This window comes from Paracoccus saliphilus (genome assembly GCF_028553805.1).
Lineage (GTDB): Bacteria > Pseudomonadota > Alphaproteobacteria > Rhodobacterales > Rhodobacteraceae > Paracoccus > Paracoccus saliphilus.
Genome location: NZ_CP067140.1, coordinates 338,980 through 363,678, shown reverse-complemented (window position 1 = coordinate 363,678; position 24,699 = coordinate 338,980). Strand labels below are relative to the sequence as shown.

General features: G+C 60.8%; 23 protein-coding genes. 10 read left to right on the top strand and 13 right to left on the bottom strand.

Annotated elements, in window-relative coordinates:
• Positions 1 to 6: 6 nt before the first annotated feature.
• From JHX88_RS01705 to JHX88_RS01690, 4 genes are all read right to left on the bottom strand, one after another.
• The gene (locus tag JHX88_RS01705; RefSeq protein WP_076522511.1) at positions 7 to 402 is read right to left on the bottom strand and encodes a nuclear transport factor 2 family protein; all 396 of its coding nucleotides are present in this window, start codon (positions 400 to 402) and stop codon (positions 7 to 9) included.
• 15 nt (positions 403 to 417) lie between these two features.
• A complete protein-coding gene (locus tag JHX88_RS01700) occupies positions 418 to 1,758 on the bottom strand; it encodes a TRAP transporter large permease (RefSeq protein WP_076522510.1) in 1,341 nt (446 codons plus the stop codon).
• The gene (locus JHX88_RS01695) at positions 1,758 to 2,315 is read right to left on the bottom strand and encodes a TRAP transporter small permease (protein WP_076522509.1); all 558 of its coding nucleotides are present in this window, start codon (positions 2,313 to 2,315) and stop codon (positions 1,758 to 1,760) included. Before JHX88_RS01695 ends, JHX88_RS01700 begins: the two co-directional genes overlap by 1 nt.
• Before the next feature lie 83 nt (positions 2,316 to 2,398).
• Entirely contained in the window at positions 2,399 to 3,400 is a 1,002-nt protein-coding gene (locus JHX88_RS01690) for a TRAP transporter substrate-binding protein (RefSeq protein ID WP_076522508.1), read from the bottom strand.
• A 114-nt stretch (positions 3,401 to 3,514) separates the two neighbouring features.
• On the opposite strand from JHX88_RS01690, the gene pdxR reads away from it, so the two are divergent.
• A complete protein-coding gene (pdxR, locus tag JHX88_RS01685) occupies positions 3,515 to 4,990 on the top strand; it encodes a MocR-like pyridoxine biosynthesis transcription factor PdxR (RefSeq protein ID WP_076522507.1) in 1,476 nt (491 codons plus the stop codon).
• A gap of 48 nt (positions 4,991 to 5,038) precedes the next feature.
• Here the strand turns inward: pdxR and arsH are convergent, their stop codons facing one another.
• Genes arsH through JHX88_RS01670 form a run of 3 tightly spaced genes read right to left on the bottom strand, consistent with a single transcriptional unit; the run spans position 5,039 to position 7,198 of the window.
• Complete coding sequence (gene arsH / locus JHX88_RS01680) at positions 5,039 to 5,752, bottom strand: arsenical resistance protein ArsH (protein WP_076522506.1); 714 nt, start codon at positions 5,750 to 5,752, stop codon at positions 5,039 to 5,041.
• Between the two features lie 29 nt (positions 5,753 to 5,781).
• Positions 5,782 to 6,834 carry an ACR3 family arsenite efflux transporter gene (arsB, locus tag JHX88_RS01675; protein WP_076522505.1) on the bottom strand — a complete coding sequence of 351 codons (1,053 nt, stop codon included), beginning with the start codon at positions 6,832 to 6,834 and terminating at the stop codon, positions 5,782 to 5,784.
• Positions 6,835 to 6,841: 7 nt separating this feature from the next.
• Positions 6,842 to 7,198 (bottom strand): ArsR/SmtB family transcription factor, encoded by a 357-nt coding sequence (locus JHX88_RS01670; protein WP_076522504.1) that lies wholly within the window; start codon positions 7,196 to 7,198, stop codon positions 6,842 to 6,844.
• Positions 7,199 to 7,344: 146 nt separating this feature from the next.
• Between JHX88_RS01670 and JHX88_RS01665 the strand changes: the two genes are divergently transcribed.
• From JHX88_RS01665 to JHX88_RS01645, 5 genes are all read left to right on the top strand, one after another.
• Positions 7,345 to 7,830 (top strand): DUF1801 domain-containing protein, encoded by a 486-nt coding sequence (locus tag JHX88_RS01665; RefSeq protein ID WP_076522503.1) that lies wholly within the window; start codon positions 7,345 to 7,347, stop codon positions 7,828 to 7,830.
• A 200-nt stretch (positions 7,831 to 8,030) separates the two neighbouring features.
• Positions 8,031 to 8,840: an endonuclease III domain-containing protein gene (locus JHX88_RS01660; protein ID WP_076522502.1), complete on the top strand. Its 810-nt coding sequence runs from the start codon at positions 8,031 to 8,033 to the stop codon at positions 8,838 to 8,840.
• Between the two features lie 21 nt (positions 8,841 to 8,861).
• Positions 8,862 to 9,650 carry an ImuA family protein gene (locus tag JHX88_RS01655; RefSeq protein WP_076522501.1) on the top strand — a complete coding sequence of 263 codons (789 nt, stop codon included), beginning with the start codon at positions 8,862 to 8,864 and terminating at the stop codon, positions 9,648 to 9,650.
• Positions 9,553 to 11,127, top strand: a complete 1,575-nt coding sequence (locus tag JHX88_RS01650) for a Y-family DNA polymerase (RefSeq protein WP_076522500.1) — start codon at positions 9,553 to 9,555, stop codon at positions 11,125 to 11,127. Before JHX88_RS01655 ends, JHX88_RS01650 begins: the two co-directional genes overlap by 98 nt.
• Positions 11,124 to 14,345, top strand: a complete 3,222-nt coding sequence (locus JHX88_RS01645) for an error-prone DNA polymerase (protein ID WP_076522499.1) — start codon at positions 11,124 to 11,126, stop codon at positions 14,343 to 14,345. The genes JHX88_RS01650 and JHX88_RS01645 overlap by 4 nt, the downstream gene beginning before the upstream one ends.
• 134 nt (positions 14,346 to 14,479) lie before the next feature.
• Here JHX88_RS01645 and JHX88_RS01640 read toward each other — a convergent pair whose 3' ends face one another.
• Entirely contained in the window at positions 14,480 to 15,346 is an 867-nt protein-coding gene (locus JHX88_RS01640; RefSeq protein WP_076522498.1) for an NAD(P)-dependent oxidoreductase, read from the bottom strand.
• A gap of 168 nt (positions 15,347 to 15,514) precedes the next feature.
• On the opposite strand from JHX88_RS01640, the gene JHX88_RS01635 reads away from it, so the two are divergent.
• Complete coding sequence (locus JHX88_RS01635) at positions 15,515 to 17,932, top strand: penicillin acylase family protein (RefSeq protein WP_076522497.1); 2,418 nt, start codon at positions 15,515 to 15,517, stop codon at positions 17,930 to 17,932.
• Positions 17,933 to 17,971: 39 nt separating this feature from the next.
• On the opposite strand, the gene JHX88_RS01630 is transcribed toward JHX88_RS01635, so the two are convergent.
• Genes JHX88_RS01630 through JHX88_RS01620 form a run of 3 tightly spaced genes read right to left on the bottom strand, consistent with a single transcriptional unit; the run spans position 17,972 to position 21,074 of the window.
• Positions 17,972 to 18,808: an HTD2 family dehydratase gene (locus JHX88_RS01630; RefSeq protein ID WP_076522496.1), complete on the bottom strand. Its 837-nt coding sequence runs from the start codon at positions 18,806 to 18,808 to the stop codon at positions 17,972 to 17,974.
• On the bottom strand, positions 18,805 to 19,911 hold the full coding sequence (locus tag JHX88_RS01625; protein ID WP_076522495.1) for a CaiB/BaiF CoA transferase family protein: 1,107 nt from the start codon (positions 19,909 to 19,911) through the stop codon (positions 18,805 to 18,807). The genes JHX88_RS01630 and JHX88_RS01625 overlap by 4 nt, the downstream gene beginning before the upstream one ends.
• A complete protein-coding gene (locus tag JHX88_RS01620) occupies positions 19,911 to 21,074 on the bottom strand; it encodes an acyl-CoA dehydrogenase family protein (RefSeq protein WP_076522494.1) in 1,164 nt (387 codons plus the stop codon). The genes JHX88_RS01625 and JHX88_RS01620 overlap by 1 nt, the downstream gene beginning before the upstream one ends.
• Positions 21,075 to 21,190: 116 nt before the next feature.
• On the opposite strand from JHX88_RS01620, the gene JHX88_RS01615 reads away from it, so the two are divergent.
• Positions 21,191 to 22,144, top strand: a complete 954-nt coding sequence (locus tag JHX88_RS01615) for a LysR family transcriptional regulator (protein WP_076522493.1) — start codon at positions 21,191 to 21,193, stop codon at positions 22,142 to 22,144.
• A 17-nt stretch (positions 22,145 to 22,161) separates the two neighbouring features.
• On the opposite strand, the gene JHX88_RS01610 is transcribed toward JHX88_RS01615, so the two are convergent.
• The gene (locus JHX88_RS01610; RefSeq protein WP_076522492.1) at positions 22,162 to 23,328 is read right to left on the bottom strand and encodes an acetyl-CoA C-acyltransferase; all 1,167 of its coding nucleotides are present in this window, start codon (positions 23,326 to 23,328) and stop codon (positions 22,162 to 22,164) included.
• 90 nt (positions 23,329 to 23,418) lie between these two features.
• Here JHX88_RS01610 and JHX88_RS01605 point away from each other — a divergent pair, with 90 nt between their 5' ends.
• Positions 23,419 to 23,748, top strand: a complete 330-nt coding sequence (locus JHX88_RS01605) for an STAS domain-containing protein (protein ID WP_076522491.1) — start codon at positions 23,419 to 23,421, stop codon at positions 23,746 to 23,748.
• Positions 23,748 to 24,245, top strand: a complete 498-nt coding sequence (locus JHX88_RS01600; RefSeq protein WP_076522490.1) for an ATP-binding protein — start codon at positions 23,748 to 23,750, stop codon at positions 24,243 to 24,245. Before JHX88_RS01605 ends, JHX88_RS01600 begins: the two co-directional genes overlap by 1 nt.
• Here JHX88_RS01600 and hspQ read toward each other — a convergent pair.
• Positions 24,242 to 24,574, bottom strand: coding sequence for a heat shock protein HspQ (gene hspQ, locus JHX88_RS01595; RefSeq protein WP_076522489.1), 333 nt, complete (start codon positions 24,572 to 24,574; stop codon positions 24,242 to 24,244). The genes JHX88_RS01600 and hspQ overlap by 4 nt on opposite strands.
• Positions 24,575 to 24,699 lie beyond the last annotated feature (125 nt).

Sequence of the window (24,699 nt, the reverse complement as noted above, 5' to 3'; positions counted from 1 at the left end):
ATCGCCTCACTTCGCCGGAACCGCCGGGCGCTGCTTGCGGATCGCCTGTTTCTCGATGATCTTCCCGTCACGGATGCGGAACAGGTCCGCGCCCTGCACCTCGGTCCTCGTCCCGTCGGGATTGGTCGCGCGGAAAGTCCATTGCGAAACGCCCCGCGTGCCGTCCTCGGACATGAAATGGCTGTGATCGGCCCACTCGACATCCGGCATCGCGGTCCAGACGCCCTCGAAGGCCTTGGCGATGGCCTCTCGCCCTTCAATACGATTTCCGTATTCGTGATCGCCCGCGACCGTGTAGAACACGCAGTCATCGGCGAAATGAGCCATCACTCCATCAATATCGTGGCGATTGAAAGCGTCGAAAGTGGCCTTCAGATCCTTGGCGGTCAGATTACGGGACATGGGGATACTCCTTGATTAATAGCCCAGCATTCGCGGCAACCACAGCGTGAGTTCCGGAAAGCTGGCGATGACGAAGATTGCGGAGATTGAAGCAATGGCGAAGGGGATCGCGCGCAGGCTGATCCGCTCGATCGAGACACCCGAAATACCAGAGGCGATGAACAGGTTCTCGCCAAGCGGCGGGGTCTGAAAACCTACTGACAGGGTGCAGATCATCACGATGCCGAAATGAATCGGATCGATGCCGACCATATAGGCGACCGGCAGCATCACGGGCACGAGGATCATGATCGCGGCCAGCGTCTCCATGAACATGCCGATGATCAGCAACATGCCGATGATCATGGCCCAGATCGCATAGATATTGGTCGTCAGGCTTAGCACTCCGCCCGCGATGGCGCCGGGAACGTCGTTCTCGACCAGGATGCGGCCGAAGATCGTGGCGGTGAACAGCACCAGCAGCACGCGACCCGACAACCAGGTCGTGGTATCCAGAGCCTTGATCATTTCGCCTAGGTCAAGCTCGCGATAGATCGCCGCGCCGACGAAAAGCGTGTAGAAGATGGCCACGATGGCGGCTTCGGTCGGAGTGAAGAAGCCACTATAGATGCCGCCAAGGATCACCACCGGTGCCATCAACGCCCAGAAACCTTTGTAGCAGGCACAGGCGACCTTGTGGAGCGAGAGCGGCTCGTCAGAGCCGTGAAAGCCCCGGATTCGGCAACGGATATAGTTCATCACCAACAGCCCGCCCGCCATGACGGCACCGGGCAGGAAGCCCGCGATGAAGAGTTTCGAGATCGAAACCGACTGAAACGTACCATGCGCTTCGACCGCTGCCGGGTCAGGCTGCATACCCATCGCCGAGATGCCGTAGATCACCATCGGGATCGAGGGCGGGATAATGATCCCAAGACCGCCCGCGGCGGCGGTAACCGATGCCGCATAGCCCGGCCCGTAACCCTGCCGCGACATGGCGGGGATCATCAGCATTCCCACGGCGGCGGTGGTGGCGGGACCGGAACCCGATATGGCGCCAAAGAACAGGCAGGCTACGATGGTGGCCGCCGACAGCCCGCCGGTAAACGGACCGGCAAGGCTCTCGGCCACCGAGATCAGGCGGCGCGACAGACCCGCAGCCTCCATCAGCGCTCCGGCGAGGATGAAGGCAGGCAAAGCCATCAGCGGGAATGATCCCACCGAGGACCATGCCATCTGCACCATCTTGATCGGGTTGTCGCCCAGATAGATCATCGCGACCAGCGACGACACACCGAGGGCCACGGTGATGGGGGCGCCCAGGACCAGCAGCCCGAAGAACGCACCGAAAATGATTTCGATCAGCAGGTTATCCATCAGCGCTTCTCCCGGTCGAAGGCACGCTGTTCATCTTGTGACAGCTCGATCATGTCCTCGACCTCGACTCGGTCGGGATCGCGCGGATCGGTGCCACGGACCAGCTTGAGGTAATTCACCTGCAGGATGCGAAGCGTCATCAGCACGAAGGCGATGGGCAGTGCCAGATAGACATACCGCATCTCCCACCCCAGGGTCTGGGCCTTCACGAAGGGCTTGAGGCGGCTGATGAATTCGATCGAATACCAGATGAATACGGCGTTGAAGACGATCCAGAACAGGTCTCCGACAGCTTCGACGATCCGCGCCTTGTGGCGTGACATCGCGTTCAGGTGGAAGGAAACCCGGTTATGGGCGGCGATGCGCGCGGCATAGGACGCCCCGAAATAGGCGAACCAGACAAACAGGATGACCGACAACTCTTCGATCCATGTGATCGAAAAACCGAATAGCTGGCGAGAGACAATCTGCACGAAAAGCAGGCTCACGAATACGGCCAGCAGGATACGGCAGACATGGCTTTCGAACTTGTCGAGAAACGACCAGAGCGCAGGCATGGCGGGCCTCCAGAAGGGGGCTGCGATTAAGGGGGGATTTCGAAGGCGGGGGTGGCTGGCGGCGATGTGCCGCCAGAATCCTTTTATTCGACGACCGGACGATCAAGTGCGGTCAGCACCTCGTTCAGGACTTCCTTGCCGCCGATCTGGTCATAGAATTTCGGCCAGACGGTCGAGGTCGCCAGGTCCATGAATTCCTTTTCATCATTCGCCGGATCGGTGATCTCCATCCCGCGAGAGACGAGTTCCTCACGGATCTTGGCCTCTTCGCTGCGCAGGAACTCTGCCGAGGCCTGCGTCGCGGCTTCACCAGCGGCCAGCACCTGTTGTTGTTCTTCTTCGCTCAAGCCTTCGAACAGCGCTTCGCTGACGATGAGAGGTTCGATCGAAAAGATATAGCGCAGATTGGTGACATATTTCTGCACCTCGTCGAATTTCATCGCATAGACGGTCATGTAGGGGTTGTCCTGACCGTCCACGACCTTTTGCTGAAGCGCGGCGAAGGTTTCTCCCCAGGCCATTGGCGTCGGGTTGATGCCCCAGCTTTTATAGGTTTCGATCATGATCTCGTTCTTCGGGACGCGCACCACGAGACCTTGGAGATCTTCCACGGTCGAAACCGGCTTCTTGGAATTGGTCAGCACGCGGAAACCGGAATAGGCCCAACCGATGATGCGCACGCCCGCATCCTCGATGGTCTGATCGATCATCTGCTGGCCGATCTCTCCCTGCGTAACCTTTTCAGCGTCTTCTTGGCTGAGGATCACGTAAGGCAGTGTCAGGGTGCCAACCGAGGGTGAGAACGGGGTAATATTGTTGATGGCGAGGATCGAGAAATCCAGCGTGCCCGTCGCGGCGGCGGTCACAGTGTCCTGCTCATCGCCAAGCTGGCCATTCAGGAACAGCTTGCCGGTCATCTCGCCACCGGATTCTTCTTCCAGCGCCGCGATAAAGGCCTTGCCAAGCGCCTCTTGCGTGCCGCCGGCTCCATCGCCCACGGCGATATTGTATTCGGCCGCTGCGGCGGGCAAAGCCAGCGCGAGGCTCGTGGCGGCTCCTGTGAGCAATCGAGTCAGATAGGTCATTGGAATTCTCCCTGTGCATATTTGTGCCACATTGATTGTGGTCGGTTGCCGGGCGGAATGTTGCAGCAGATGCGATTCAGGGATATGTCCAGATTGAACAGAACATAGGTCCAGATGAGCGGTCGCATTCCAGTCGAGACCATCTTTCTGCGCGAGGATGAAGCACCGACGCTGCAGGGGCGCCTCATGGCAGCCATTGTGCGAGCAATTCTGGAAAGCCGCGCCCGTCCGGGTGCACGCCTGCCATCCAGCAGGCTGCTGGCCAGGTCGCTTGGCATATCGCGAATGACCGTCACGCTGGTCTATCAAGAGCTGGTCAGCCAGGGGTATCTGGAAACCCTTCCGCGCTCGGGTGTCGCGGTCGCCAGCACGGTTCCGCATCGCCGCCTGCGCGTGCCTGGCATTCGGCAGGTTGGAAAGCCGCCGGACTGGCAGGACTGGCTTTCCGATCATCGCCTACCGCGCCGGGTCATCCGAAAGCCCGCGAACTGGCGCGATTTCCGCTATCGTTTCATCTATGGACAGGCCGATCCAGACTTGTTCGATCATAGCGCCTGGCGCGACTGTGCCCGGCGTGCGCTTGGCACCCGCGATTTTGCCGCCCTGGCCGCAGATCAATACGGAGCCGACGACCCGCTATTGGTGGATTACATTTGCTCGAACACCTTGCCCCGGCGCGGCATCCATGCCGAGCCCGAAGAGGTGCTGGTCACGTTGGGTGCGCAGAATGCGCTGTTTCTGGCGGTCGAGTTGCTGGGCCGCGCGGACCGGCTCGCCGTGACCGAGGAACCCGGTTATCCCGATTTCGCGGAAACCCTGCGCAGGGCACAAAGCCCGACGACTTTTCTCCCGGTCGATGAAATGGGACTGAACCCCGCCGATCTGCCAGAGAACACCCGGCTGGTCATCGCAACACCCAGTCATCACATCCCCACCGGCGCGACCATGCCACTAGCACGCCGCAAGGATTTGATCACGCGGGCGGGTGAGCAGAACTTTGTCATCATCGAGGACGATTACGATTTCGAGATGTCCTATCTCGCCCCTCCCGCACCCGCGCTCAAATCGCTCGACGATACCGGGCGGGTCATCTATTTGGGCAGCTTCTCTAAATCGCTGTTTCCGGGACTGCGTATCGGCTACATGGTCGGCCCGGCGGCACTGATCACTCAGGCGCGGGCGCTTCGCTCGATCATGCTCCGCCATCCTCCCAGTCATCTGCAGCGCATCACGGCCTACTTCCTCGCATTGGGTCATTATGACGCCCATCTCGTTCGCTTGCGGCAGGCGCTGAAAAACCGGCGAGCGGTGCTGGAACAGGCGCTGCATCGAACCTCGCTGACGATTGCCGGCGCACCCACATCAGGCGGATCGAGCGTGTGGATCAAGGGACCCGAAGGGCTGGACAGCGCCGTTCTGGCAGAGCAGTTGCAACCGGACGGCGTTCTGATCGAACCCGGCGCGGTGTTTTTCGAGACGCCCCCGCCAGTCTGTCCCTATTTCCGATTGGGTTATTCCTCGATTTCCGAGAAAGACATACCGGCAGGCATCGAGTTGATTGCCAGACGGGCCACCGAACTCAGCACCTGAGACCACGCAATATCCGGCGACCGCACAGCAAACCGGGGAGACCGTCCGTCAGACGGCGCGTGTCTGGTTCACCCGTTTTGACAGCGCCTCGTGGCTTTCAACCCGTTCCGAATACCTGTCCACCAGATGTTCGCGGATATCCCGGGTCAACAGGGTGAACCGGGTCAGCTCCTCCATCACATCCACGATCCGGTCGTAATAAGGCGATGGTTTCATGCGGCCGGAATCGTCGAACTCTCCCCATGCCTTTGCGACCGAGGACTGGTTCGGGATGGTCAGAAGCCGCATCCAGCGCCCAAGGATGCGCAACTGGTTGACGGTATTGAAGCTCTGGCTACCACCGCAGACCTGCATGACGGCCAGTGTCTTTGCCTGCGTAGGGCGCACGCCGCCAAGCGAAAGCGGAATCCAGTCGATTTGTGTCTTCATCAGGCCCGACATCGCGCCATGCCGCTCGGGCGAGGACCAGACCATGCCTTCGCACCAGCCGACCAGATCGCGCAGTTCGGCCACCTTGGGATGATCCGCCTCGACCGCATCGGCCAGGGGCAAGCCATGCGGATCGAAGATGCGGGTCTCGGCGCCCAATCGTTCCAGGATGTGCCCAGCCTCTTCCGCCGCGAAACGCGAGAAGCTGCGCTCCCTCAGCGAACCGTAAAGGAGCAGGATTCGCGGCGGGTGGCTGCTGCGATGCTCTGGAAACAGGGCGTCGGAATCTGCCGGATAAAAGCAATCGGACTTGATATTGGGCAGGTCGGTCAAGCTATGTGTCCTCTGGTTCAGGATGACGATCAGGAAGGCGGTGCCGGGAAGCGGCTACGGGTGCGATTGGCAAAGGCGACTAGCGACAGCATGACGGGAACTTCGACCAGCACCCCCACCACGGTCGCCAGCGCCGCGCCTGAATTCAGGCCGAACAGGCTTATGGCGACCGCGACGGCCAGCTCGAAGAAGTTCGAGGTGCCGATCATCGCGCAGGGCGCGGCAATACGATGCGGCACCTTCAGGGCGAACGCGGCACCATAGGCAATGGCAAAAATCGCATAGCTCTGGATCAGGATCGGTACGGCGATCAGTAGGATGACGAAGGGTCGATTCAAGATCACCTCGCCCTGAAGGCCGAACAGGATCGCGACCGTGGCGATCAGCCCGATGATGGACCAGGGCTTGATCCGCGCCGAGAACGCCTCGATGGCTTCGGGGATACCAAGGATACGTCGGGTCATGAGGCCCGCGCTCAAAGGCAGTATCACGTAAAGCAAGGTTGCCAGCAAGAGCGTCTGCCATGGCACGGTGATATCGGTGACGCCCAGCAGGAAGGCAACGATTGGCGCAAAGGCCGCGACCATGATCAGGTCATTCACCGAAACCTGCACCAGCGTATAGGTCGCATCCCCCCGCGTGAGCTGAGACCAGACAAAGACCATCGCCGTGCAGGGCGCCGCGCCCAGCAGGATCAGCCCGGCGATATATTCCGCGGCATCTTCCGGCGCGATCCATGGGGCGAATACATGGTCGAAGAACAGCACCGCCAGAGCCGCCATGGTAAAGGGCTTGATCAGCCAGTTCACCGTCAACGTGATCAGCAATCCACGCGGCTGACGTGCGATATTGGCGACGGCCCCGAAATCGACATTGACCATCATCGGGTAGACCATGGCCCAGATCAGCACGGCAACGACCAGATTGATCGAGGCGATCTCGGCTTCCGCAATAACCTCGACCAGCCCCGGCGCAACGACACCGATGACCAACCCCGCGATCATCGCCAGCGCAACCCAAACCGTCAGATAACGTTCGAAGGCACCAAGGCCGTTGTCGTTGGAAACGGTGAAATCTGTCATTCCTGCCTCAAGTTTTCGGGGCGCAGCACGGCGCACAATCGCAGGCGATCTGTTCAAGCACAGGCTGGCAGAGTTCGGGCTTCCCGCCGCAGCAATCCTCCATCAGAAAGCCCAACAGGCTGCGCATGCCATCCATCTCGGCGACATAGCGGATCGAGCGCCCCTCCCGCGATCCACGAATCAACCCGGCCTGTGTCAGGACCGTCAGGTTGTTGGACAATGTGCTGGCACGCAGATCGAGCGCATCCGCGATCTCGCCAGCTGCCAGCCCACCCGGTCCCGCCTGAACAAGCAGGCGGAAGATATCGATGCGCATATCATGCGCCAGGGCCGAGAGGGATGCGAGTGCATGATTCTTTTCCATATTTCATGTAATATCGAATTAAAGAGGCCATGCAAGCCCTGATCTCACCGCTTCCGCAGTGATCACCAAACCCTGAATGGATTGAGTTAACCCCCGATAATCGACTAGCCTTGATTATCTGCCCGTCTCTTCGAGGAATGAACACGATGGTCGACAAGCCCGCGACAAAAGCCGCCCAAACCAGACGTAAACCTGTGGCCAGCAAGGACAAAGCTGCCGCGACGGATGGGAAACCAGTTCTCCTCTCGGGCGGGAATCCGCAGATCGCGAAGGCTGATGGCGATGCTCCGGTGCAGGCCTATATCGCGGCCATGCCGGGCTGGAAAAGCGATGTCGGGCGGCGTCTCGACGAGTTGATCCAGCGCAACGTTCCCGACCTGCGCAAAGCGGTCAAATGGAACTCGCCCCTATACGGAACCGAGGGCCAAGGCTGGTTCCTCGGGTTCCACTGCCTGACGAAATACATCAAGGTGGCGTTTTTCCAAGGTGCCGCACTGCATCCGCTACCCCCTGTCGAATCCAAGCAGGAGGAGGTGCGCTACTTCCACATCTACGAGGGAGACCAGATCGACGAGGAGCTCGTGGCGAGCTGGATCAAACAGGCATCGAAACTGCCCGGTTGGGTTCAATAATCGGCGACAGGCGTCACGGCTGCCTGGCACCGACTTGACGCGCCGGATCGGGATCGAGCTTTCGATACTCGGGATGATCGCAGCACCTTAGGAAACGGACCCCCTCGCTTCCGCCAGAATCGCATACCCTTGAACGTCAGGGAAAAGCGTGCCGACTCCGAATCATTGCAATGTTCCTGTTTTGTTCTTAATCTAAGGACATGCAATACAGCCTGCCCTTTGCGTCATTCAACCGGCTTGCAGCGGTTCACCAATGCCTGATCGAGGCATTCGGAACCCCACCGGAACATATGCGGCTTGATCCGGTCAGCCAGATGGTGCTGGCAATCATCAGTGCCCAGACGCGCGACGAAATCTCTGGACCTGCATTCTTGCGGTTGGCGCAGCATTGCGGCCGGTGGGAGATGCTGGCCCGGATGTCTCCGGATGAGATCGAACCCGTGCTTTATGACGTTACCCGTCCGGAGCGCAAGGCGATCGCCCTTCCCCGCGCAGTTCGAGGAATCATCGCCCGACGCGGCAGGCTGACACTTGATTTCTTGGCCGAATGGCCGGTCGGGACCGCGATTGACTGGCTGGAAAACCTTTATGGCGTCGGGCCCAAGACCAGTGCGGCCACGCTCAATCTCAGCACGCTGCAAAGACGCGCGCTTGTTGTCGATACGGCCCATTGGCGTGCCGCACTCTGCCTGGGACTGATCCCTGAAAGAGCGGATCCGGCGCACGCCGCGCGGATGCTCGATCATCTGGCGCCGGATGAATGGGGTGCTGCGGATATGACGCGGCACTATGTGCTGATGAAGCAGCTGGGAAAGACCTGCTGTGGGCATGCATCCTCCTCCTCATGCCCGTTTTCCCCTATCTGCGCATCCTCTGGCCTATCTGTTTCGCGAGCGGTGCAGGGAAAGCGGCTCGAAGACTGGCTCAGGGCGCGGGCACGTCAGGTAAGCAGCCATCCCTCCGTCGCCTTACGTCCCGGACATGATATCGCGTCCGACGGCTTGTCGTAACGCCAAGGCCGAATTCAGATCATGAACGTCCTTCATAGCATAGATACACTGCGCCAACGCATCGCCACTCAGGAACGCCTGTCGCCGACAGGACGCCCAGTGCTGTCTCTGGGCCCCGATAGGCTGGACGCCGCATTTGCCGATGAAGGTATTTCCACCGGTGCGCTGCATGAGATCGTACCGGCGGCACCTAACGATTTCGCCGCCGGCATCGGCTTCGGCGCCTGCCTTTTGGCACAAATTGCGCGCCTGCGGTCGGGCTTCGTCCTCTGGGTACAACCCGTGGATCGCGGAAGGCGTGGGGGAGCGCCTTACCCGCTTGGCCTTACTGCGCTTGGCCTTGATCCTGCCCATCTGATCCAGATCGAGGCGAGCAAGGGGATCGATATCCTCTGGGCCCTGGAGGAAGGACTAGGGCATCCGGCGCTCAGCGCTGTGATCGGCGTGTTGCCGGAGCGTGACCGAAGCTATGACTTCACCGCGAGCCGACGCCTTGCCATGCGTGCGGCAAAACAGGGCGTAACCGCCTTGCTCCTGCGCAACAATGCGCATCCGGCCATGAGCACGGCCGCGGAAACGCGATGGTCGGTCAGCGCCTTGCCAAGCGCATCATCGAATCGTGCCGGGGCGGGGCTTGGCGTGCCGCGATGGCGGCTTGAACTGACCAAATGCAAGAAAGGAACGCTCGGACATTGGGAGGTCGAATGGCATCATGAAACGCTTTCTTTCCGTTTTCCTGCCCCACTGGCCGATCGAGCGCCGGCATGGGCGCATGGCACTTACGGCGGCGGATGGGCAAAAGCTTCGTGAAGATAGGCCCCTGGTACTCGTCACGGCGTCAGAGACCGGTCAATATATCACCGCCTTGAACGCAGCCGCTCTGCACATGGCATTCCGGCCAGGCATGGCGCTTGCCGATGCACGCGCGATCCATCCGGCGCTTCAGGTCGCGCATGCCGATCTTGCGGGCGATGATCGCGCGCTGACCAGACTTGCCCTTTGGTGCCAGTGCTACAGCCCCTTCACTCGCACTGATCTTCCTGATGGCATCAGCCTCGACATCACAGGCTGCGCACATCTTTTCGGCGGCGAAAAAAAGATGATGGAAAGCGTCGCGGCACGGCTGAACAGTTTCGGCCTGTCCGCCCGGCTTGCCATCGCCCCCACCATCGGCGCGGCATGGGGCCTGGCCCGCCATGCGCCAAACCGCATTCATATCTCCCACCTTCAGGAACTGCGTGCAGATCTCGCACCGCTTCCCATAGCCGCGCTACATCTTCCGTCAGAAACCCGTCAGGCGCTTGAGAAACTCGGTTTGAAAAGAATCGGTGATCTCATTGGGCAACCACGAGCGCCCCTCACCGCCCGTTTTGGACCGCAACTCTTGCGGCGTCTGGACATCGCATTGGGTCAGGAGGAAGAAAGCTTTACTCCGCTCTGTCCCCCTGTTTCGCATATCTCGGAATGCCGCTTCGTCGAACCTATCATCACACGAACAGCCATCGAGATCGCCGTGGACCGGCTGACCAGCGATCTGGCGGTCATGCTGGAAAAGGCAGGCAAGGGTGCGCGGCGGGTGGAATTGCGACTTTTCCGCATCGATGGCTGGTTCGAAACGCTACCGCTTGCCACCAGCACCGCCACACGCGATCCCCGTCATCTCTGCCAACTGCTTTGCGAGCGGCTTGATCGTATCGAGCAACGGGCGGGATTCGGTTTCGAGGCAGCGCAGCTGAGTGCCCTTCTGGTCGAGGACAAGCCCGCACAACAAGAGGATATGGATGGCCCCATGCACGCCTCGGGGCGAGACGACATCGCCCCGCTGTTCGACCGGCTCGTCAATCGCTTCGGTCCGGATCGCGTCACACGCCCCTTGCCCTGTCCCAGCTATATCCCTGAAGGCGCGTTCCGCTTCGTCTCGGTTTTGGAAGAAACCGCAAGCCCCGATTGGCCCGCGCATGCCCGGATCGTTCAAGATGGCGCGGATTTCGCGCGCCCGCTTTTGCTCTTCACTCCGCCCGAACCCGTCACTGCCATTGCAGAGGCACCGGACAGCCCTCCGGCGCGCTTCGAATGGCGGTGCAAGACGCATCGCGTCACCCGCGCCGAGGGGCCAGAGCGTATTGCCCCCGAATGGTGGCTGACCCATGAAGGCGCCGACCGCACAACACGCGACTATTACCGGATCGAGGACGAGGCGGGGCACCGTTTCTGGCTTTACCGCGATGGGCTGTATGATCGCGTGGGGGATACGCCACGCTGGTTCATTCACGGGGTATTTGCATGACCTCGTCACCTTCATTTGCCGAACTTGCCGTTACCAGCAATTTCAGCTTCCTGCGCGGCGGCTCGCATCCAGAGGAACTGGTGGCGACGGCTGCACGGCTTGGCCATGCCGCCATCGGCATCGCCGATCGCAACTCGCTGGCCGGGGCCGTGAGGGCCCATGTAGAGGCGAAAACTCAGGGTATCCGCCTTGTCGTCGGGGTGCGGCTGGTACTGATGGAGGGGTTCGAGACGCTGTGCTTTCCGGCCGACCGCGCCGCCTATGGCCGATTGACCAGGTTGTTGACCACCGGCAATCGCCGCGCGCCAAAGGGAGAGTGTCACCTTTTCTTCGATGATCTTGCCGCGCTTGAAACAGGTCATCGCTTCATCGCCATGCCGCCCTATGATTTCGGCGCGGATTTCGAGGCTCATCTAACCCGGCTAGCCGTGCTTTTCCCCGGTGCCGTCTGTCTTGCGCTAACCTCGCATCGCCGCGCCAATGACCGGGTCCGGCAACAGCGGCTGGCGGCGATGGCCGATGCCAGCGGCACCCCCCTTATCGCGACCAATGACGTGCTTTACCACGCCCCCGCCCGTCGCCCATTGCAGGATCTGCTGACCTGCATCCGCGAGCATTGCACCATCGACGAGGCGGGCTTTCGGCTGGAACGCAATGCCGAGCGGTACTTGAAGGAACCGCAGGAAATGGCCCGGCTGCTGAACGGTCACGAGGCCGCCGTCGCGCGCTCGGTGGAACTGGCCGAGACCTGCCGGTTTTCGCTGGATGAGCTGGCCCAGGACTATCCGGCGGAATCCGCGGGGCAAAGCGCCACCCCGCAAGAGGAACTGGAACGCCTGACCTGGCTTGGCGCGCTGAAGCGCTTTCCAAATGGGCCCAGCGACGAACGGCGCGCCCAGATCGCTAATGAATTGCGGCTGATCCGGGAACTGAAATACGCCGCCTACTTCCTGACCGTGCATGACATCGTGCATTTCGCCCGCACGCGGGAGCCACCCATTCTCTGTCAGGGGCGTGGATCGGCGGCCAATTCCATCGTCTGCTACTGCCTTGGCATCACCTCGGTGGACCCGGACGAGATCGACCTGCTGTTCGAGCGATTCATCTCTGCCGAGCGTGGCGAGCCCCCGGATATCGATGTCGATTTCGAGCATGAGCGGCGCGAAGAGGTCATACAATATATCTATGACAAATATGGCCGCAGCCGCGCCGGGCTGGCCGCGACCGTCATCACCTATCGCAGCCGCAGCGCAATGCGAGAGGCAGGCAAGGCCATGGGCCTGTCGCCGGATGTCGTCGCCGCCATGACCAGCCATGTCTGGGGACGTTCCTCCGACACCCCGAAGACAGAGCGGATACGCGAGGCCGGGCTGGACCCAACCGATCCCCGGCTGCACCAGACGCTGATACTGGCCCGGCAGCTCATCGGCTTTCCGCGGCACCTGTCGCAGCATGTCGGCGGCTTCGTGCTGACGGATTCGCCGCTGGACGAGATCGTGCCGATTGCCAATGCGGCCATGAAGGACCGCACCATGGTCGAATGGGACAAGAACGATCTCGACGCCCTCGATATCCTGAAGGTCGATGTCCTGTCCCTTGGCATGCTGACCTGCCTGCGCAAGGCCTTTGACCTGCTGCGGGACCATTACGGCGAGGACCGGACGCTTGCCACCGTGCCGCGTGATGACGATCCGACCTATGACATGATCCAGCGGGCCGACACGATCGGTGTGTTCCAGATCGAGAGCCGGGCGCAAATGTCGATGCTGCCCCGCCTGCGCCCCAAGAATTTCTACGACCTGGTCATAGAGATCGCCATCGTCCGCCCCGGCCCCATCCAGGGCGACATGGTACATCCCTATCTGCGCAGGCGTAGCGGGTTGGAGAAAATCGAATATCCCAAGCCCGAACTGGAGGCAGTTCTCAGCAAGACCTGCGGTGTGCCGCTGTTCCAGGAACAGGCAATGAAGATGGCCATCGTCGCCGCCGGTTTCTCCCCCGCCAAGGCGGACAGGCTGCGCCGCGCCATGGCCTCTTTTCGGCACACGGGCACCATCGACGCTTTCCGCGAGGATTTCATAAACGGCATGACCGCAAACGGATATGAACCCGATTTCGCCGAGCGTTGCTTCAAGCAGATCGAGGGTTTCAGCGATTACGGCTTTCCCGAAAGCCACTCGGCCAGCTTCGCCCTGCTGGCCTTAGCCTCTTCCTGGTTCAAATGCCGTTATCCGGATGTCTTTGCCTGCGCCCTGCTGAATTCGCAGCCCATGGGCTTTTATTCAGCATCCTCCATCATCCGCGATTTCCGCGATCATGGCGGCGAGGTGCGGCCTGCCGATATCAATCACAGTGAATGGGATCACAGCCTGGAGCCGACGGAGAAACCGGGCGATATCCGCTTCGCCCTTCGCCTTGGCCTGCGGCAGATCGAGGGGATGCGCAAGGATACCGCCCGGGCACTCGCGCAGGCGCGCGGCACGGGATTCATGAGCCTGCGCGATCTCTATTTCCGGGCAGGGATCGATATGTTCTCGCTGCGCCGTCTGGCCGAAGCCGATGCCTTCCGCTCTGTCGGGCTTGACCGGCGTGCCGCGCTTTGGGAACTGTGGGGGCTGGGCGGGGATCAGGGCGCGCGGGCGGCTGCCGAGGACCTGCCGCTTTTTGCCGCGGCGCAGGCACCCGGCGGTGCCTCATTCCAAGCCGAGCAGACTGTCACCCTGCCCCAGCTTTCCCCGGGCGAGCATGTAGTCGAGGATTACAGCACGCTCAAGCTGTCGCTCAAGGCGCATCCGGTCTCTTTCCTGCGTCAGCGTCTGGTCAGGCAGCGCGTCCAGCCGACCGGGGCATTGGCCGATATCCCGAACGGGCAGCCGGTGCGCATCGCCGGTCTTGTCCTTGTCCGACAGCGGCCAGGCACGGCAAAGGGCACCATCTTCATGACGCTGGAGGACGAAACCGGTATCGCCAATGTCGTCATCTGGGAAAATGTTTTCAAGAAATTCCGGGGCATCGTTTTCAGTGCCCGGATGACCGGGGTGGAAGGTGTCCTGCAGAAAGAGCAGGAGGTCATCCATGTGATTGCCCATAGGCTCGTCGACCTAACGCCCGAACTCATGGACGCCTTGGCGTCAGGCGCGCAGCCAATGCCCGCGCAAAATCTCTGGCGGCATCCGCGCAATATGCGCGTGCTGCCAAAGGGGCGGAATTTTCATTGAGCGCCTAGCGATTGCGCCAGTGGCACCCCAACCGGCGACCCCATGGGGTATTTGCATGAAGAAAAAGCACAGATTTCACTTTGGAAGCCGCCGAAACCGACAGCTTCCCAAGCGTTGCGGGCCCGTACCGGCCCTTACCGCGTCAGGCGCGCGATCAGCGAAGAGGTGTCCCAACGCCCTCCACCCATGGCCTGCACTTCCTTGTAGAACTGATCGACCAGCGCCGTGACAGGGAGCGTGGCCCCCACCTCGTCCGCCGCCGCAAGGCAGATCGCCAAATCCTTGCGCATCCAGTCGACCGCGAAACCATGTTCGAATTCACCTGCCGCCATGGTCTTGTGACGATTCGCCATCTGCCAGCTACCGGCGGCGCCCTGGCTGATCACCTCGACCACCTTGTCGATATCCAGCCCGGCCTTCTGCGCGAAAGCCAGCGATTCCGACAAACCCTGCACCAGCCCCGCGATGGCGATCTGGTTGCACATCTTTGTCATCTGACCCGCGCCGACATCGCCCAAGCGGCGGCAGATCTTGGCATAGGCGTCGATCACCAGTGCCGCCCGGTCGAAATGCCCCTCATCACCGCCGCACATCACCGAGAGCTGGCCATTCTCGGCTCCAGCCTGACCGCCCGAGATCGGCGCATCGACATAGCCCAACCCGGCCTGCCCCGCCGCCGCTGCCAGTTCGCGGGTCACGGCGGCGGAGACGGTGGTGTGATCGACGAAAATCGCGCCCTCAGCCATGCCGGCGAAGGCTCCGTCCTCGCCCAGGCAGACCGAACGCAGATCCTCGTCATTGCCCACGCAGGCCATGACGAAATCAGCCGCTTCCACTGCTTCTCGCGGTGTTGCGCAGGCTTTTCCGCCATGTTCGGCCACCCATTTATGCGCCTTTTCGGCGGTCCGGTTATAGACGGTGACCTCATGCCCTGCGGATTTCAGATGCCCGGCCATCGGATAGCCCATCACACCCAGTCCCAGAAAAGCCAGTTTTGCCATATTCATTCCCCATTAGTGATAGCCGCGATAATGTCGCATCCAGCACTCGTTGAAATGCGGGCGCGGCTGCCTTATGCAGCACACCACCACCCCGGCGCATCATGGTCAAGCGCCAAAGGGACAGCCTGAGCCGACCTGACACGCGACCTAGATGGAACCTCCCCTCCGATGCTGACAATCTTTCGCTGGCTTCTCAGGCTGACTGTCGCGATGATCCTGCTGCTGGTGGCGGGGGCCGTGCTGATCTGGTATTTCGCCGTGCGTTCACTGCCCGACTACGATGGCAGCTACGAAATGACGGGCCTCACGGCCCCGGTGGAGATCGTGCGCTCGACCGAAAATGTGCCGCATATATTCGGGCAATCCGATGAAGACGTCTTTTTCGCGCTCGGTGTCGCGCATGCCCAAGATCGGCTATTTCAGATGACCGTCCTGCGCAGGGCTGCGCAGGGACGCTTGTCCGAGATTTACGGAGCGTCGTCCTTCGCCTTGGACGATCTCGCACGGCGATTGGGTCTTTACGAGCGCGCCGCGGCTTCGGTCGAGGCCCAGGACCCGGAAACCCTGGCCGCGCTGGAAGCTTACGCGTCAGGAATCAACGAGTGGATCCGGCAGGTCAATGAGGGGGCTATGGGCAAGGGCGCGCCCGAGTTTTTTCTGTTTCCCGATCAGATCGCGTATTGGCAGCCGGCGGATTCACTCGCGATCCTGAAGCTGCTAGCAGCAAGCACCAGCCGCTCCATCGGGGAGGAAGTGCTACGCGCACGCCTATCACTGGCATGGCCGGAACACGGGCCGGAACTGCAATCACCGGCCGATCCCGTCCTGCAACCCTATGCATCCCTGTTTCCCGGCGCTCGGCTCGGGAGCCCCCAAAACCATCGCACAACCTCGCACCCGCTGGATCTGCGTGGTTTCCTGCATCCAGGCATGGGGGGGCTGAGCGCAAATGGTTTCGCCGCTGCCAGCAACCGCACGGCAGCGAATGGCTCGTTGCTTGCAAATGATCCACAAACGCCGCTAACGGTACCGTCACTCTTTTATCTGGCACGGCTTGAGTTGACCTCGGGCGGGGTGATCGGCGCGACCATCCCCGGCATTCCGGCGGTCTGGTCCGGCCGCAACCAGCATCTCGCTTGGGGGCTGACCCCTGCAGCCATCGACGATGCAGATATCTACATCGAAGAGATCAAACCCGGCGTTTCCGATAGTTATCGCGGCATCTCGGGCTGGACGCAGTTTCAGACCGAAAGCACGGTCATCCGTATCCTAAACGGCCAGAACCAGACCATCACCTTGCGCGAAACCGAGAACGGCCCGGTGGTCCCACGGATGGACCCGGGATTGCAGGATGTAACCCCATATGGGCATGTCGCTTCGCTTCGCTGGACGGGGCTTTCGCAGCAGGATCAAACCATGTCCGCCCTTATCGGCCTGATGCGGTCGGGCGACCGGAATGCTGCGGCGGACGCGATGGAACAGACGGTTGCACCGGCCCTGACGGTCACGCTGGCGGATCCCGAGGGTGTTCAGCAGTTCATGGCAGGTGCGGTGCCACAGCGCGGGGCGAACCATCCGACTGGCGGAAAGATGCCCGCTCCCGGATGGCTGCGCGAAGCCCGGTGGACCGGCGTCGCCCAAGCCGCCGAACTGGAGCCTGACGAACCATCCGAGCAGGACATGGCCCTTGCAACGGATGAAGCGAGAGACGGCTCGAGGCACAAGCGGTTAAGCTATCTGCTTGCGGATCGCGAAATTCATTCCCGCGACAGTTTCATCGCAACGCAGCTGGATGTCGTCAGTCCGGCGGCCCGTGCCCTGCTGCCACTGGTCGGAGCCAATCTGTGGTTCAGCGGAGAGCCCGCCGCTGCCGGCACTCCCGAGCGCCAGCGTCAGGATGCCCTCAACCTTCTGGCCGAATGGGATGGCGAGATGAGCGAGCATCTGCCGGAACCGCTGATATATGCCGCATGGATGCGCGAATTGCAGAAACGCCTGATTCAGGACGAACTCGGACCGCTGGCGGATGATATCACGCAACTCCGCCCAAGCTTCATCGATGCGGTCTTCCGCAATCGAAACGGAGCCGCCCGCTGGTGCAATATCATCCAGAGCGCGCCTGACGAGGATTGCACCACCATTGCCCGCCAGGCACTGGATCGCGCCATTCTGGATCTGACCGACCGTTTCGGTCCGCAGGTCGCAAGCTGGCGTTGGGGCGATCTGCACCAGGCCCGGCACGATCATCCGGCATTGGGGCGGATTTCCGGTCTCGGTTGGATCATGAACCTGACTCAATCGGTCTCGGGCGGCGAATTCACCCTGGCGCGCAGCGGGTTGCTCGGGGGTGGAGACAACCCCTATGAAGCAGCCAGCGGCGCGGCCTATCGCGGGGTTTACGATCTGGCCGATCCCGACAGTTCGGTATTCATCATCTCCACCGGGCAGAGCGGGCATCCATTCTCGCGCCATTATGACGACCTGGCGGAACTGTGGCGGCGCGGCGAATATATCGGCATGTCGCTGGATCCTGAACTGGCGCGCGCCGCGGCTGTAGGGGTCACCGAACTGGTTCCCGCGAAATAGGCAAAACTTGCCCGGTCGGTTGCGATAGGCCGTAGCCGGTTACCACTCGGCGCGGGCCACCATTGCCACGGGACCGTCAGCATAGGACGTCCACAGCTTCAGTCCCGCGCCATCCTCGGCCGCGTTCAACGTGAAATCGGCGTCATCGAACAACGGCGACAGGCTGCGAAACTCGAATTGCAGGGGGTGGCGGCCACGGATCTGTTCTGCCAGTTGCATCAGCATCGTGGCCTGCATTGGTCCATGAACGATCAACCCGGGATAGCCCTCTTCCTCACGGACATAGGGCGCATCATAGTGAATTCGATGCCCGTTAAAGGTCAATGCGGAATAACGGAACAAGAGAGCGGCAGATGGCTGGACCGTTAGACGATATTCACCTTCTGGTGCGATGGAGAGCGTTTTCTTCGCGGTCGTGTCAGGGCTGTCTACGCCGCGATAGACGATGTCCTGCCGTTCAGTCAGAACCGCGCGACCATCGCTGTCGACCTGATGCTCAACAGTGACAAAGCAGAGCGTCCCCGTGCGGCCTTCCTTCACCACCACATCCTGAATGATCGAACGACGCGTGACCATTTCGCCCACATGAATGTCGTCATGGAAACTGAAAGCCCCGCCCGCCCACATGCGCCGCGGCAGCGGCACGGGCGGCAAAAAGCCGCCTCGCGCCGGATGCCCATCTGGACCAAGCTCTTCGGTCGGGATGGCGGGCGGCGCCAGGCAGAGATGAATCATCGCCGGAGCCTTGGCGCCGTTTTCCGTATCGCCCTGAAGGTTGAAGGTTGCGTTGAAACGCTCGACGATGGCCGGGGTCAGCAACTCGGATTGCAGTTCTTCACGACCGATCCATTGGCGCAAATGGTCGATATCGATCATGCCTTTTGCTCCTTTACAGGCAGCGCCGGCACCGGACCATATTGCCGTTCGACACCGGTTACTATCGGGGCCGGAGCGGGAAACGAGACCGGACCGTTCGGCGTATCGACAGTAATCCGGCGCACATGCGGATGGGTGGAAAGCTGCGCCATATCGCTGACCGATGCCAGGGCCACATCTGCTTTCAGCAGCGCGGCGACGGCCTGCTTTGCATCCATCCGGGCGAACCCTTCGGCAACAGCGGCGTCGGTCTGCACCCGGTTCTCGACCCGGGCGACATTGGTGGCGAAGCGCGGCTCCTCGCCCAGTTCCGGGCGTTCGAGAAACAATTTGCAAAGATTACGCCATTCCCGGTCGCTCTGGACCGAGATCAGCATTGCCTGATCGTCCCGCGTCCGGAACACCCCATAGGGCGCGATCGACGGATGCGCCATGCCAATGCGCTTGGGCGTCCTGCCACCCTCGTGATTGAGCAGCGGCACGGTTAGCCAATCGGCCATGACATCGAACATCGAGACCGAGATATTCGCGCCCTTGCCCGTGATACCGCGCCGGATCAGAGCCTCGAGTATCGCCGCATGGGCCGTCGCTCCGGTGGCGATATCGACGATCGAGATCCCCACACGGGCGGGCTCATCCGGTCCGCCGGTGATCGAGCACAGCCCGGATTCCGCCTGTATCAGCAGGTCATAGGCCTTGCGGTCAGCCATCGGGCCATCCTCGCCATAGCCGGTGATCGAGCAGGTGATCAACCGCGGAAAATCCTGCGCCAGCCGGTCGAAGCCGAAACCGAGACGCTCCAGCGCACCGCGCTTGAGATTCTGCAGCAGCACATCGGCGCCTTCCAGCATCCGCTCCAACTCGGCCTTACCCTCTGCCGAGCGCAGATCCAATGCGACCGACTCCTTGCCCCGGTTCAGCCAGACGAAATAGCTCGATTGACCCTTTGCCACGGCATCGTAGCCACGCGCGAAATCCCCCTCGGGCCGCTCGATCTTGAGTACGCGCGCACCCGCATCGGCCAGCCGCGAACTGGCGAATGGGGCCGCGACTGCCTGTTCGATGGCAATGACGGTCAGTCCTTCCAGTGGCAGCCCGCTCATCAGAACGACCTCGGCAAGCCCAGCACATGCTCGGCGACATAGGAAAGGATCAGGTTGGTCGAGATCGGCGCGACCTGGTACAGCCGCGTTTCGCGGAACTTGCGTTCGATATCGTATTCGCAAGCGAAACCGAAGCCGCCATGGAATTGCAGGCAGGCATTCGCAGCCTCCCAGCTTGCCTTGGCTGCCAGATACTTGGCCATGTTGGCCTGTGCCCCGCAAGGTTCCCGCGCGTCATAGCGGCGGCATGCCTCGAAACGCATCAGATTGGCGGCCTCCACCTCGATGAAGCTTTCGGCAATGGGGAACTGCACACCCTGATTCTGGCCGATGGGACGGCCGAACACGTTCCGTTCGCTGACATATTTAGAGACCCGGTCTACGAACCAGTAACCGTCACCGATACATTCGGCGGCAATCAACGTCCGCTCGGCGTTCAGCCCGGTCAAGATATACTTGAACCCCTGCCCCTCCTCTCCGATCAGGTTCTCGGCCGGGATCTCGAGATTGTCGAAGAACAGCTCGTTAGTCTCATGGTTGACCATGTTGAGGATCGGGCGGACCTGCATGCCCTTTTCCATCGCCTCTTTCACATCGACGATGAAGATCGACAGCCCTTCGGTCTTTTTCTTCACCTCGGCTAAGGGCGTGGTGCGGGCCAGCAGGATCATCAACTCGGAATGCTGAACCCGGCTGATCCAGACCTTCTGGCCGTTGATGACATAGCGGTCACCTTTGCGAACCGCCGTGGTCTTGATCCTGGTGGTATCGGTGCCGGTGGTCGGCTCGGTCACGCCCATGGATTGCAGACGCAACTCACCCGCGGCAATCCGGGGCAGGTATTTCTGTCGCTGTTCTTCCGAGCCGTGCCGTATCAGCGTGTTCATATTGTACATCTGTCCGTGGCAGGCGCCCGAATTGCCACCTGCCCGGTTGATCTCTTCCATGATGACCGAGGCTTCGGTCAGCCCCAATCCAGAACCGCCATATTCCTCGGGGATCAGCGCCGCCATCCAGCCGGCCCGCGTCAACGCGTTTACGAATTCCTCGGGGTAGCCGCGCTGTTCATCGATCTTGCGGTGGTACTCGTCGGGAAACTCGGCGCAAAGCGCACGCACCGCGTCACGGATATCCTGAAACTGGTCGGAGCCTATATTCTGCATCTTCGAACCTCGCCTTGTCGATTCAATGACTGGCGCAGCTCGAATTATAATGCAAATATATATTAGTTCTAATTATTATATAATTAAAATATACAATACCCCATCGAGGTCCCGGAATGGATATAAGGCAGCTGCGCTATTTTCTTGCAATCGTCGAAGAGGGTTCCTTTTCTCGCGCGGCGAAACGCCTGAATATCGCGCAACCAGCCCTGTCGCTCCATGTCCGCAAGATGGAAGAAACGCTTGGCACCCCGCTGCTGCTACGTCATTCGAGCGGAGTAAGCGCAACCGAGGCGGGCTCGCTTCTGGTCGAACGCGCCCGACCATTGCTGGCAGGGTTCGATCACATGCATGAGGAGCTGCATCAGGTTGGAAAGCAACCCGGTGGCACGGTTCGGATCGGATTGCCGGGTACGATCAGCGGTATCCTGTCGGTTCCCCTGATCGCGCATATTCATAGGCGTCATCCGAGAATCAAGCTGATCATCGCCGAGGCGATGAGCGGTTTTGTCGGCGAATGGCTTGAAGAAGGACGGATAGATCTTGGCGTCCTGTATGGCGCCACGAATAGCAGGCAGGTCCGGCTTGAACCGCTGTTGCAGGAAGAGCTGGTCATCCTGCTGCCAACCGGAATCACGGATTCCGCACCAGCGAGCCTGGCAACACTGACCAGCATGCCATTGATCCTGCCCAGTGCGTCACACGGGCTGCGCCGAATGATCCAGCAACGAATGCAGGAAGCGGGCCTCACCTTCGACCCGGCCATCGAGGTCGACAGCTACGCCTGCATCAAGCGTCTGGTTCAGGACGGTTTCGGCTGCTCTGTCCTGCCCGTCCATGCCGTCGTAGAAGAGGTCGAGCGCGGATTGCTGCAGGCACGGCCTTTCGCGGATGATCGGCTTTGGCGTAGCGCCTATTTGGCCAGCCACTCGACCCGCCTCCTGTCGCGGGCCGCCACTGCCGCCAGCCTGTGCCTGCGAGAAGTCACGGCGGAGTTGATCGGTCAGGGGAACTGGCTGGGCGCCAGCGATGTGCAGAGCACGCCAGAGATAGATCACCACGACCATTGAGGCGCATAGTTTCCGCCTCAGACAAGCTCGATCCCGATTGCCGTGCCCTCGCCGCCGCCGATGCAGATAGCGGCAACACCCCGTTTGCCGCCTCGAGCTTGCAGTGCATGAATCAGCGTCACGATGATCCGAGCGCCTGACGCGCCGATCGGGTGCCCTAACGCACAGGCACCGCCATTCACGTTGACCTTGTCATGCGACAAGGACATCCGCGCCATGAAAGCCATCGGAACGACCGCAAAGGCCTCGTTCACCTCCCACAGATCGACGCTGTCTTTCGACCAGCCAAGGTTGGACAGAAGCCTTTCGGCAGCGGGAACCGGAGCCGTGGGGAACTGGCCCGGCTGTTGCGCGTGACTGGCATAGCCGGCGATCCGGGCAACCGCCCCTGCGCTATCGGCAGCAATCACCAAAGCCGCCGCGCCGTCCGAGATGGAACTGGAATTGGCTGCGGTCACCGTGCCGTCCTTGCGGAAAGCAGGTTTCAGATGCGGAATCTTGTCAGGACGTGCATTGCCAGGTTGTTCATCCGTGTCCACAACCGCCTCACCCTTGCGGCCAGTGACTGTGACCGGAGCGATCTCGGCGGCGAACGCGCCTGAAGCGATAGCCTCATTCGCGCGGCCCAGGCTCGTCAGCGCATAGGCATCCTGTGCCTCGCGATCGAAACGAAACTCGGTAGCGCAGTCTTCGGCAAAGGTACCCATCAGGCGGCCCCTGTCATAAGCGTCCTCGAGCCCATCGAGAAACATGTGATCAGCCACTTCCCCATGACCCAACCTTGCGCCCGACCTCATCTTGGGCAACAGATATGGCGCATTCGTCATGCTCTCCATACCTCCGGCAACGATCAGATCGGCGCTCCCCGCCCGGATCGCATCCCCTGCCATCATCACTGCCTGCATTCCCGAGCCGCACATCTTGTTCAGCGTCGTGGCCGGTACGGATTGTGGCAGCCCGGCCCTGAACCCCGCCTGCCGTGCCGGAGCCTGTCCCTGACCTGCGGGTAATACACAGCCCATGAACAGCGCGTCAGGCCGATCCGATGCAATTCCCGCACGATCCAGTGCGGCACGGATTGCCGTGCCCCCCAGCTCCGCGGCTGTCAGGCTGGACAAAGCTCCCTGAAATCCACCCATCGGAGTGCGCGCGGCCCCCAAAATGAATACGTTTCGAACAGCCATGATCTTCCCCCTTGTTCGACAGATAGTCGCTTACTTGATCGTAACCTTTCCCGTCTAGTCAATCTGTCGGAATTATCAGATGGGGTTTCGATGGAACTTACCACCACGGAAGACGGAAAAACGACCATCATCACTACGTGCGAATCCAGGATCGACGCTGTCAATGCGACGCGTTTCAAGGACGTGGTGCGCGAGATCATTACCGACCGCGGCAAACCGGCATTGCTTGATCTGCAACATGTCGATTTCATGGACAGTTCGGGCTTGGGCGCGTTGATCGCAGTACACAAAGCCATGCCGCCCGGGCTGTCACTGACGCTTGCCAACATAACGCCCAATGTCGAACGGGTTTTCAAGCTGACACGAATGGATTCCGTGTTTCATATCCTGCCCCCTCAGCGACAGCAGGAGAACGGATAGTGAATTCGATTGACCGGCAGAAGGCCGACCCCGGCAAATTCGCCGCTTGCAAGGCATGGCCGCTATTTCATCGGGTCCTGACAGCCAACCCATTCGCTATCCGCGAAGCGCTCTCAGACGTCCGAAACCGTTTCACGAAATCAGCCAATCCCGACACCATCGGGCGGCTCGAACTTGTTCTGGCAGAGGTGTTGAACAATGTCGCGGAACACGCTGTTCCACGACATGGCAACCTTCCTGCGAAGGACGTGCCGACGATTCACCTGTCCATCGTCCGGACCGAGCGAGGGTTCGTCTGCGCTGTCGCGGATGATGGCATTTCTCTCCCGGACAAATGCCTGCAGCCGCACAGCTTGCCAAAGACCGAAAATTCGGGGCTTTCCGAAAGCGGGTTCGGCTGGTTCCTCATCCAGGATTTGACCCAAACGCTGTGCTATTACCGAGAGGAACAGAAGAACTATCTGGCCTTCAGCGTCCCTCTCACGCAGAGCGCTTAATTCAGCAATTCCTGCAGCGGATAGCGGCCATCCTCGAAATCACCGAACATCTCGATCACCTCGGGATGATCCAATGGCTCGCCCGAGGAATCAGGAACCAGGTTCTGCTCTGATACATAGGCGATATAATAGGTCGCCTCGGTTTCGGCATAGAGATGGTAGAACGGCTGATCCTTGGATGGCCGCACGTCTTCGGGAATGGAATCATACCATTCCTCGGTGTTCGCGAATTCCGGGTCGACATCGAAAATGACCCCGCGGAACGGCCGGTCCTTGTGCCGGACAACCTGTCCAAGACAATATTTCGCGACGCGGTTTTGCACCTGCATGCGTAACGATCCCTTAGTATTCATGGCATTTCGCCGAATTGGAGGGGTTCTAATGCCGCAAGTCGATTCTGTCCACCGCAGCGCCACTTGTCTCCGTCGAAAACACCAGACGCCCGGGCTGACCG

Coding starts and splice junctions, on each gene's coding strand:
- JHX88_RS01705 (WP_076522511.1), bottom strand. CDS start 402: ATGTCCCGTAATCTGACCGCCAAGGATCTGAAGGCCACTTTCGACGCT.
- JHX88_RS01700 (WP_076522510.1), bottom strand. CDS start 1,758: ATGGATAACCTGCTGATCGAAATCATTTTCGGTGCGTTCTTCGGGCTG.
- JHX88_RS01695 (WP_076522509.1), bottom strand. CDS start 2,315: ATGCCTGCGCTCTGGTCGTTTCTCGACAAGTTCGAAAGCCATGTCTGC.
- JHX88_RS01690 (WP_076522508.1), bottom strand. CDS start 3,400: ATGACCTATCTGACTCGATTGCTCACAGGAGCCGCCACGAGCCTCGCG.
- pdxR (WP_076522507.1), top strand. CDS start 3,515: ATGAGCGGTCGCATTCCAGTCGAGACCATCTTTCTGCGCGAGGATGAA.
- arsB (WP_076522505.1), bottom strand. CDS start 6,834: ATGACAGATTTCACCGTTTCCAACGACAACGGCCTTGGTGCCTTCGAA.
- JHX88_RS01670 (WP_076522504.1), bottom strand. CDS start 7,198: ATGGAAAAGAATCATGCACTCGCATCCCTCTCGGCCCTGGCGCATGAT.
- JHX88_RS01665 (WP_076522503.1), top strand. CDS start 7,345: ATGGTCGACAAGCCCGCGACAAAAGCCGCCCAAACCAGACGTAAACCT.
- JHX88_RS01660 (WP_076522502.1), top strand. CDS start 8,031: ATGCAATACAGCCTGCCCTTTGCGTCATTCAACCGGCTTGCAGCGGTT.
- JHX88_RS01655 (WP_076522501.1), top strand. CDS start 8,862: ATGAACGTCCTTCATAGCATAGATACACTGCGCCAACGCATCGCCACT.
- JHX88_RS01650 (WP_076522500.1), top strand. CDS start 9,553: ATGAAACGCTTTCTTTCCGTTTTCCTGCCCCACTGGCCGATCGAGCGC.
- JHX88_RS01645 (WP_076522499.1), top strand. CDS start 11,124: ATGACCTCGTCACCTTCATTTGCCGAACTTGCCGTTACCAGCAATTTC.
- JHX88_RS01640 (WP_076522498.1), bottom strand. CDS start 15,346: ATGGCAAAACTGGCTTTTCTGGGACTGGGTGTGATGGGCTATCCGATG.
- JHX88_RS01635 (WP_076522497.1), top strand. CDS start 15,515: ATGCTGACAATCTTTCGCTGGCTTCTCAGGCTGACTGTCGCGATGATC.
- JHX88_RS01630 (WP_076522496.1), bottom strand. CDS start 18,808: ATGATCGATATCGACCATTTGCGCCAATGGATCGGTCGTGAAGAACTG.
- JHX88_RS01625 (WP_076522495.1), bottom strand. CDS start 19,911: ATGAGCGGGCTGCCACTGGAAGGACTGACCGTCATTGCCATCGAACAG.
- JHX88_RS01620 (WP_076522494.1), bottom strand. CDS start 21,074: ATGCAGAATATAGGCTCCGACCAGTTTCAGGATATCCGTGACGCGGTG.
- JHX88_RS01615 (WP_076522493.1), top strand. CDS start 21,191: ATGGATATAAGGCAGCTGCGCTATTTTCTTGCAATCGTCGAAGAGGGT.
- JHX88_RS01610 (WP_076522492.1), bottom strand. CDS start 23,328: ATGGCTGTTCGAAACGTATTCATTTTGGGGGCCGCGCGCACTCCGATG.
- JHX88_RS01605 (WP_076522491.1), top strand. CDS start 23,419: ATGGAACTTACCACCACGGAAGACGGAAAAACGACCATCATCACTACG.
- hspQ (WP_076522489.1), bottom strand. CDS start 24,574: ATGCAGGTGCAAAACCGCGTCGCGAAATATTGTCTTGGACAGGTTGTC.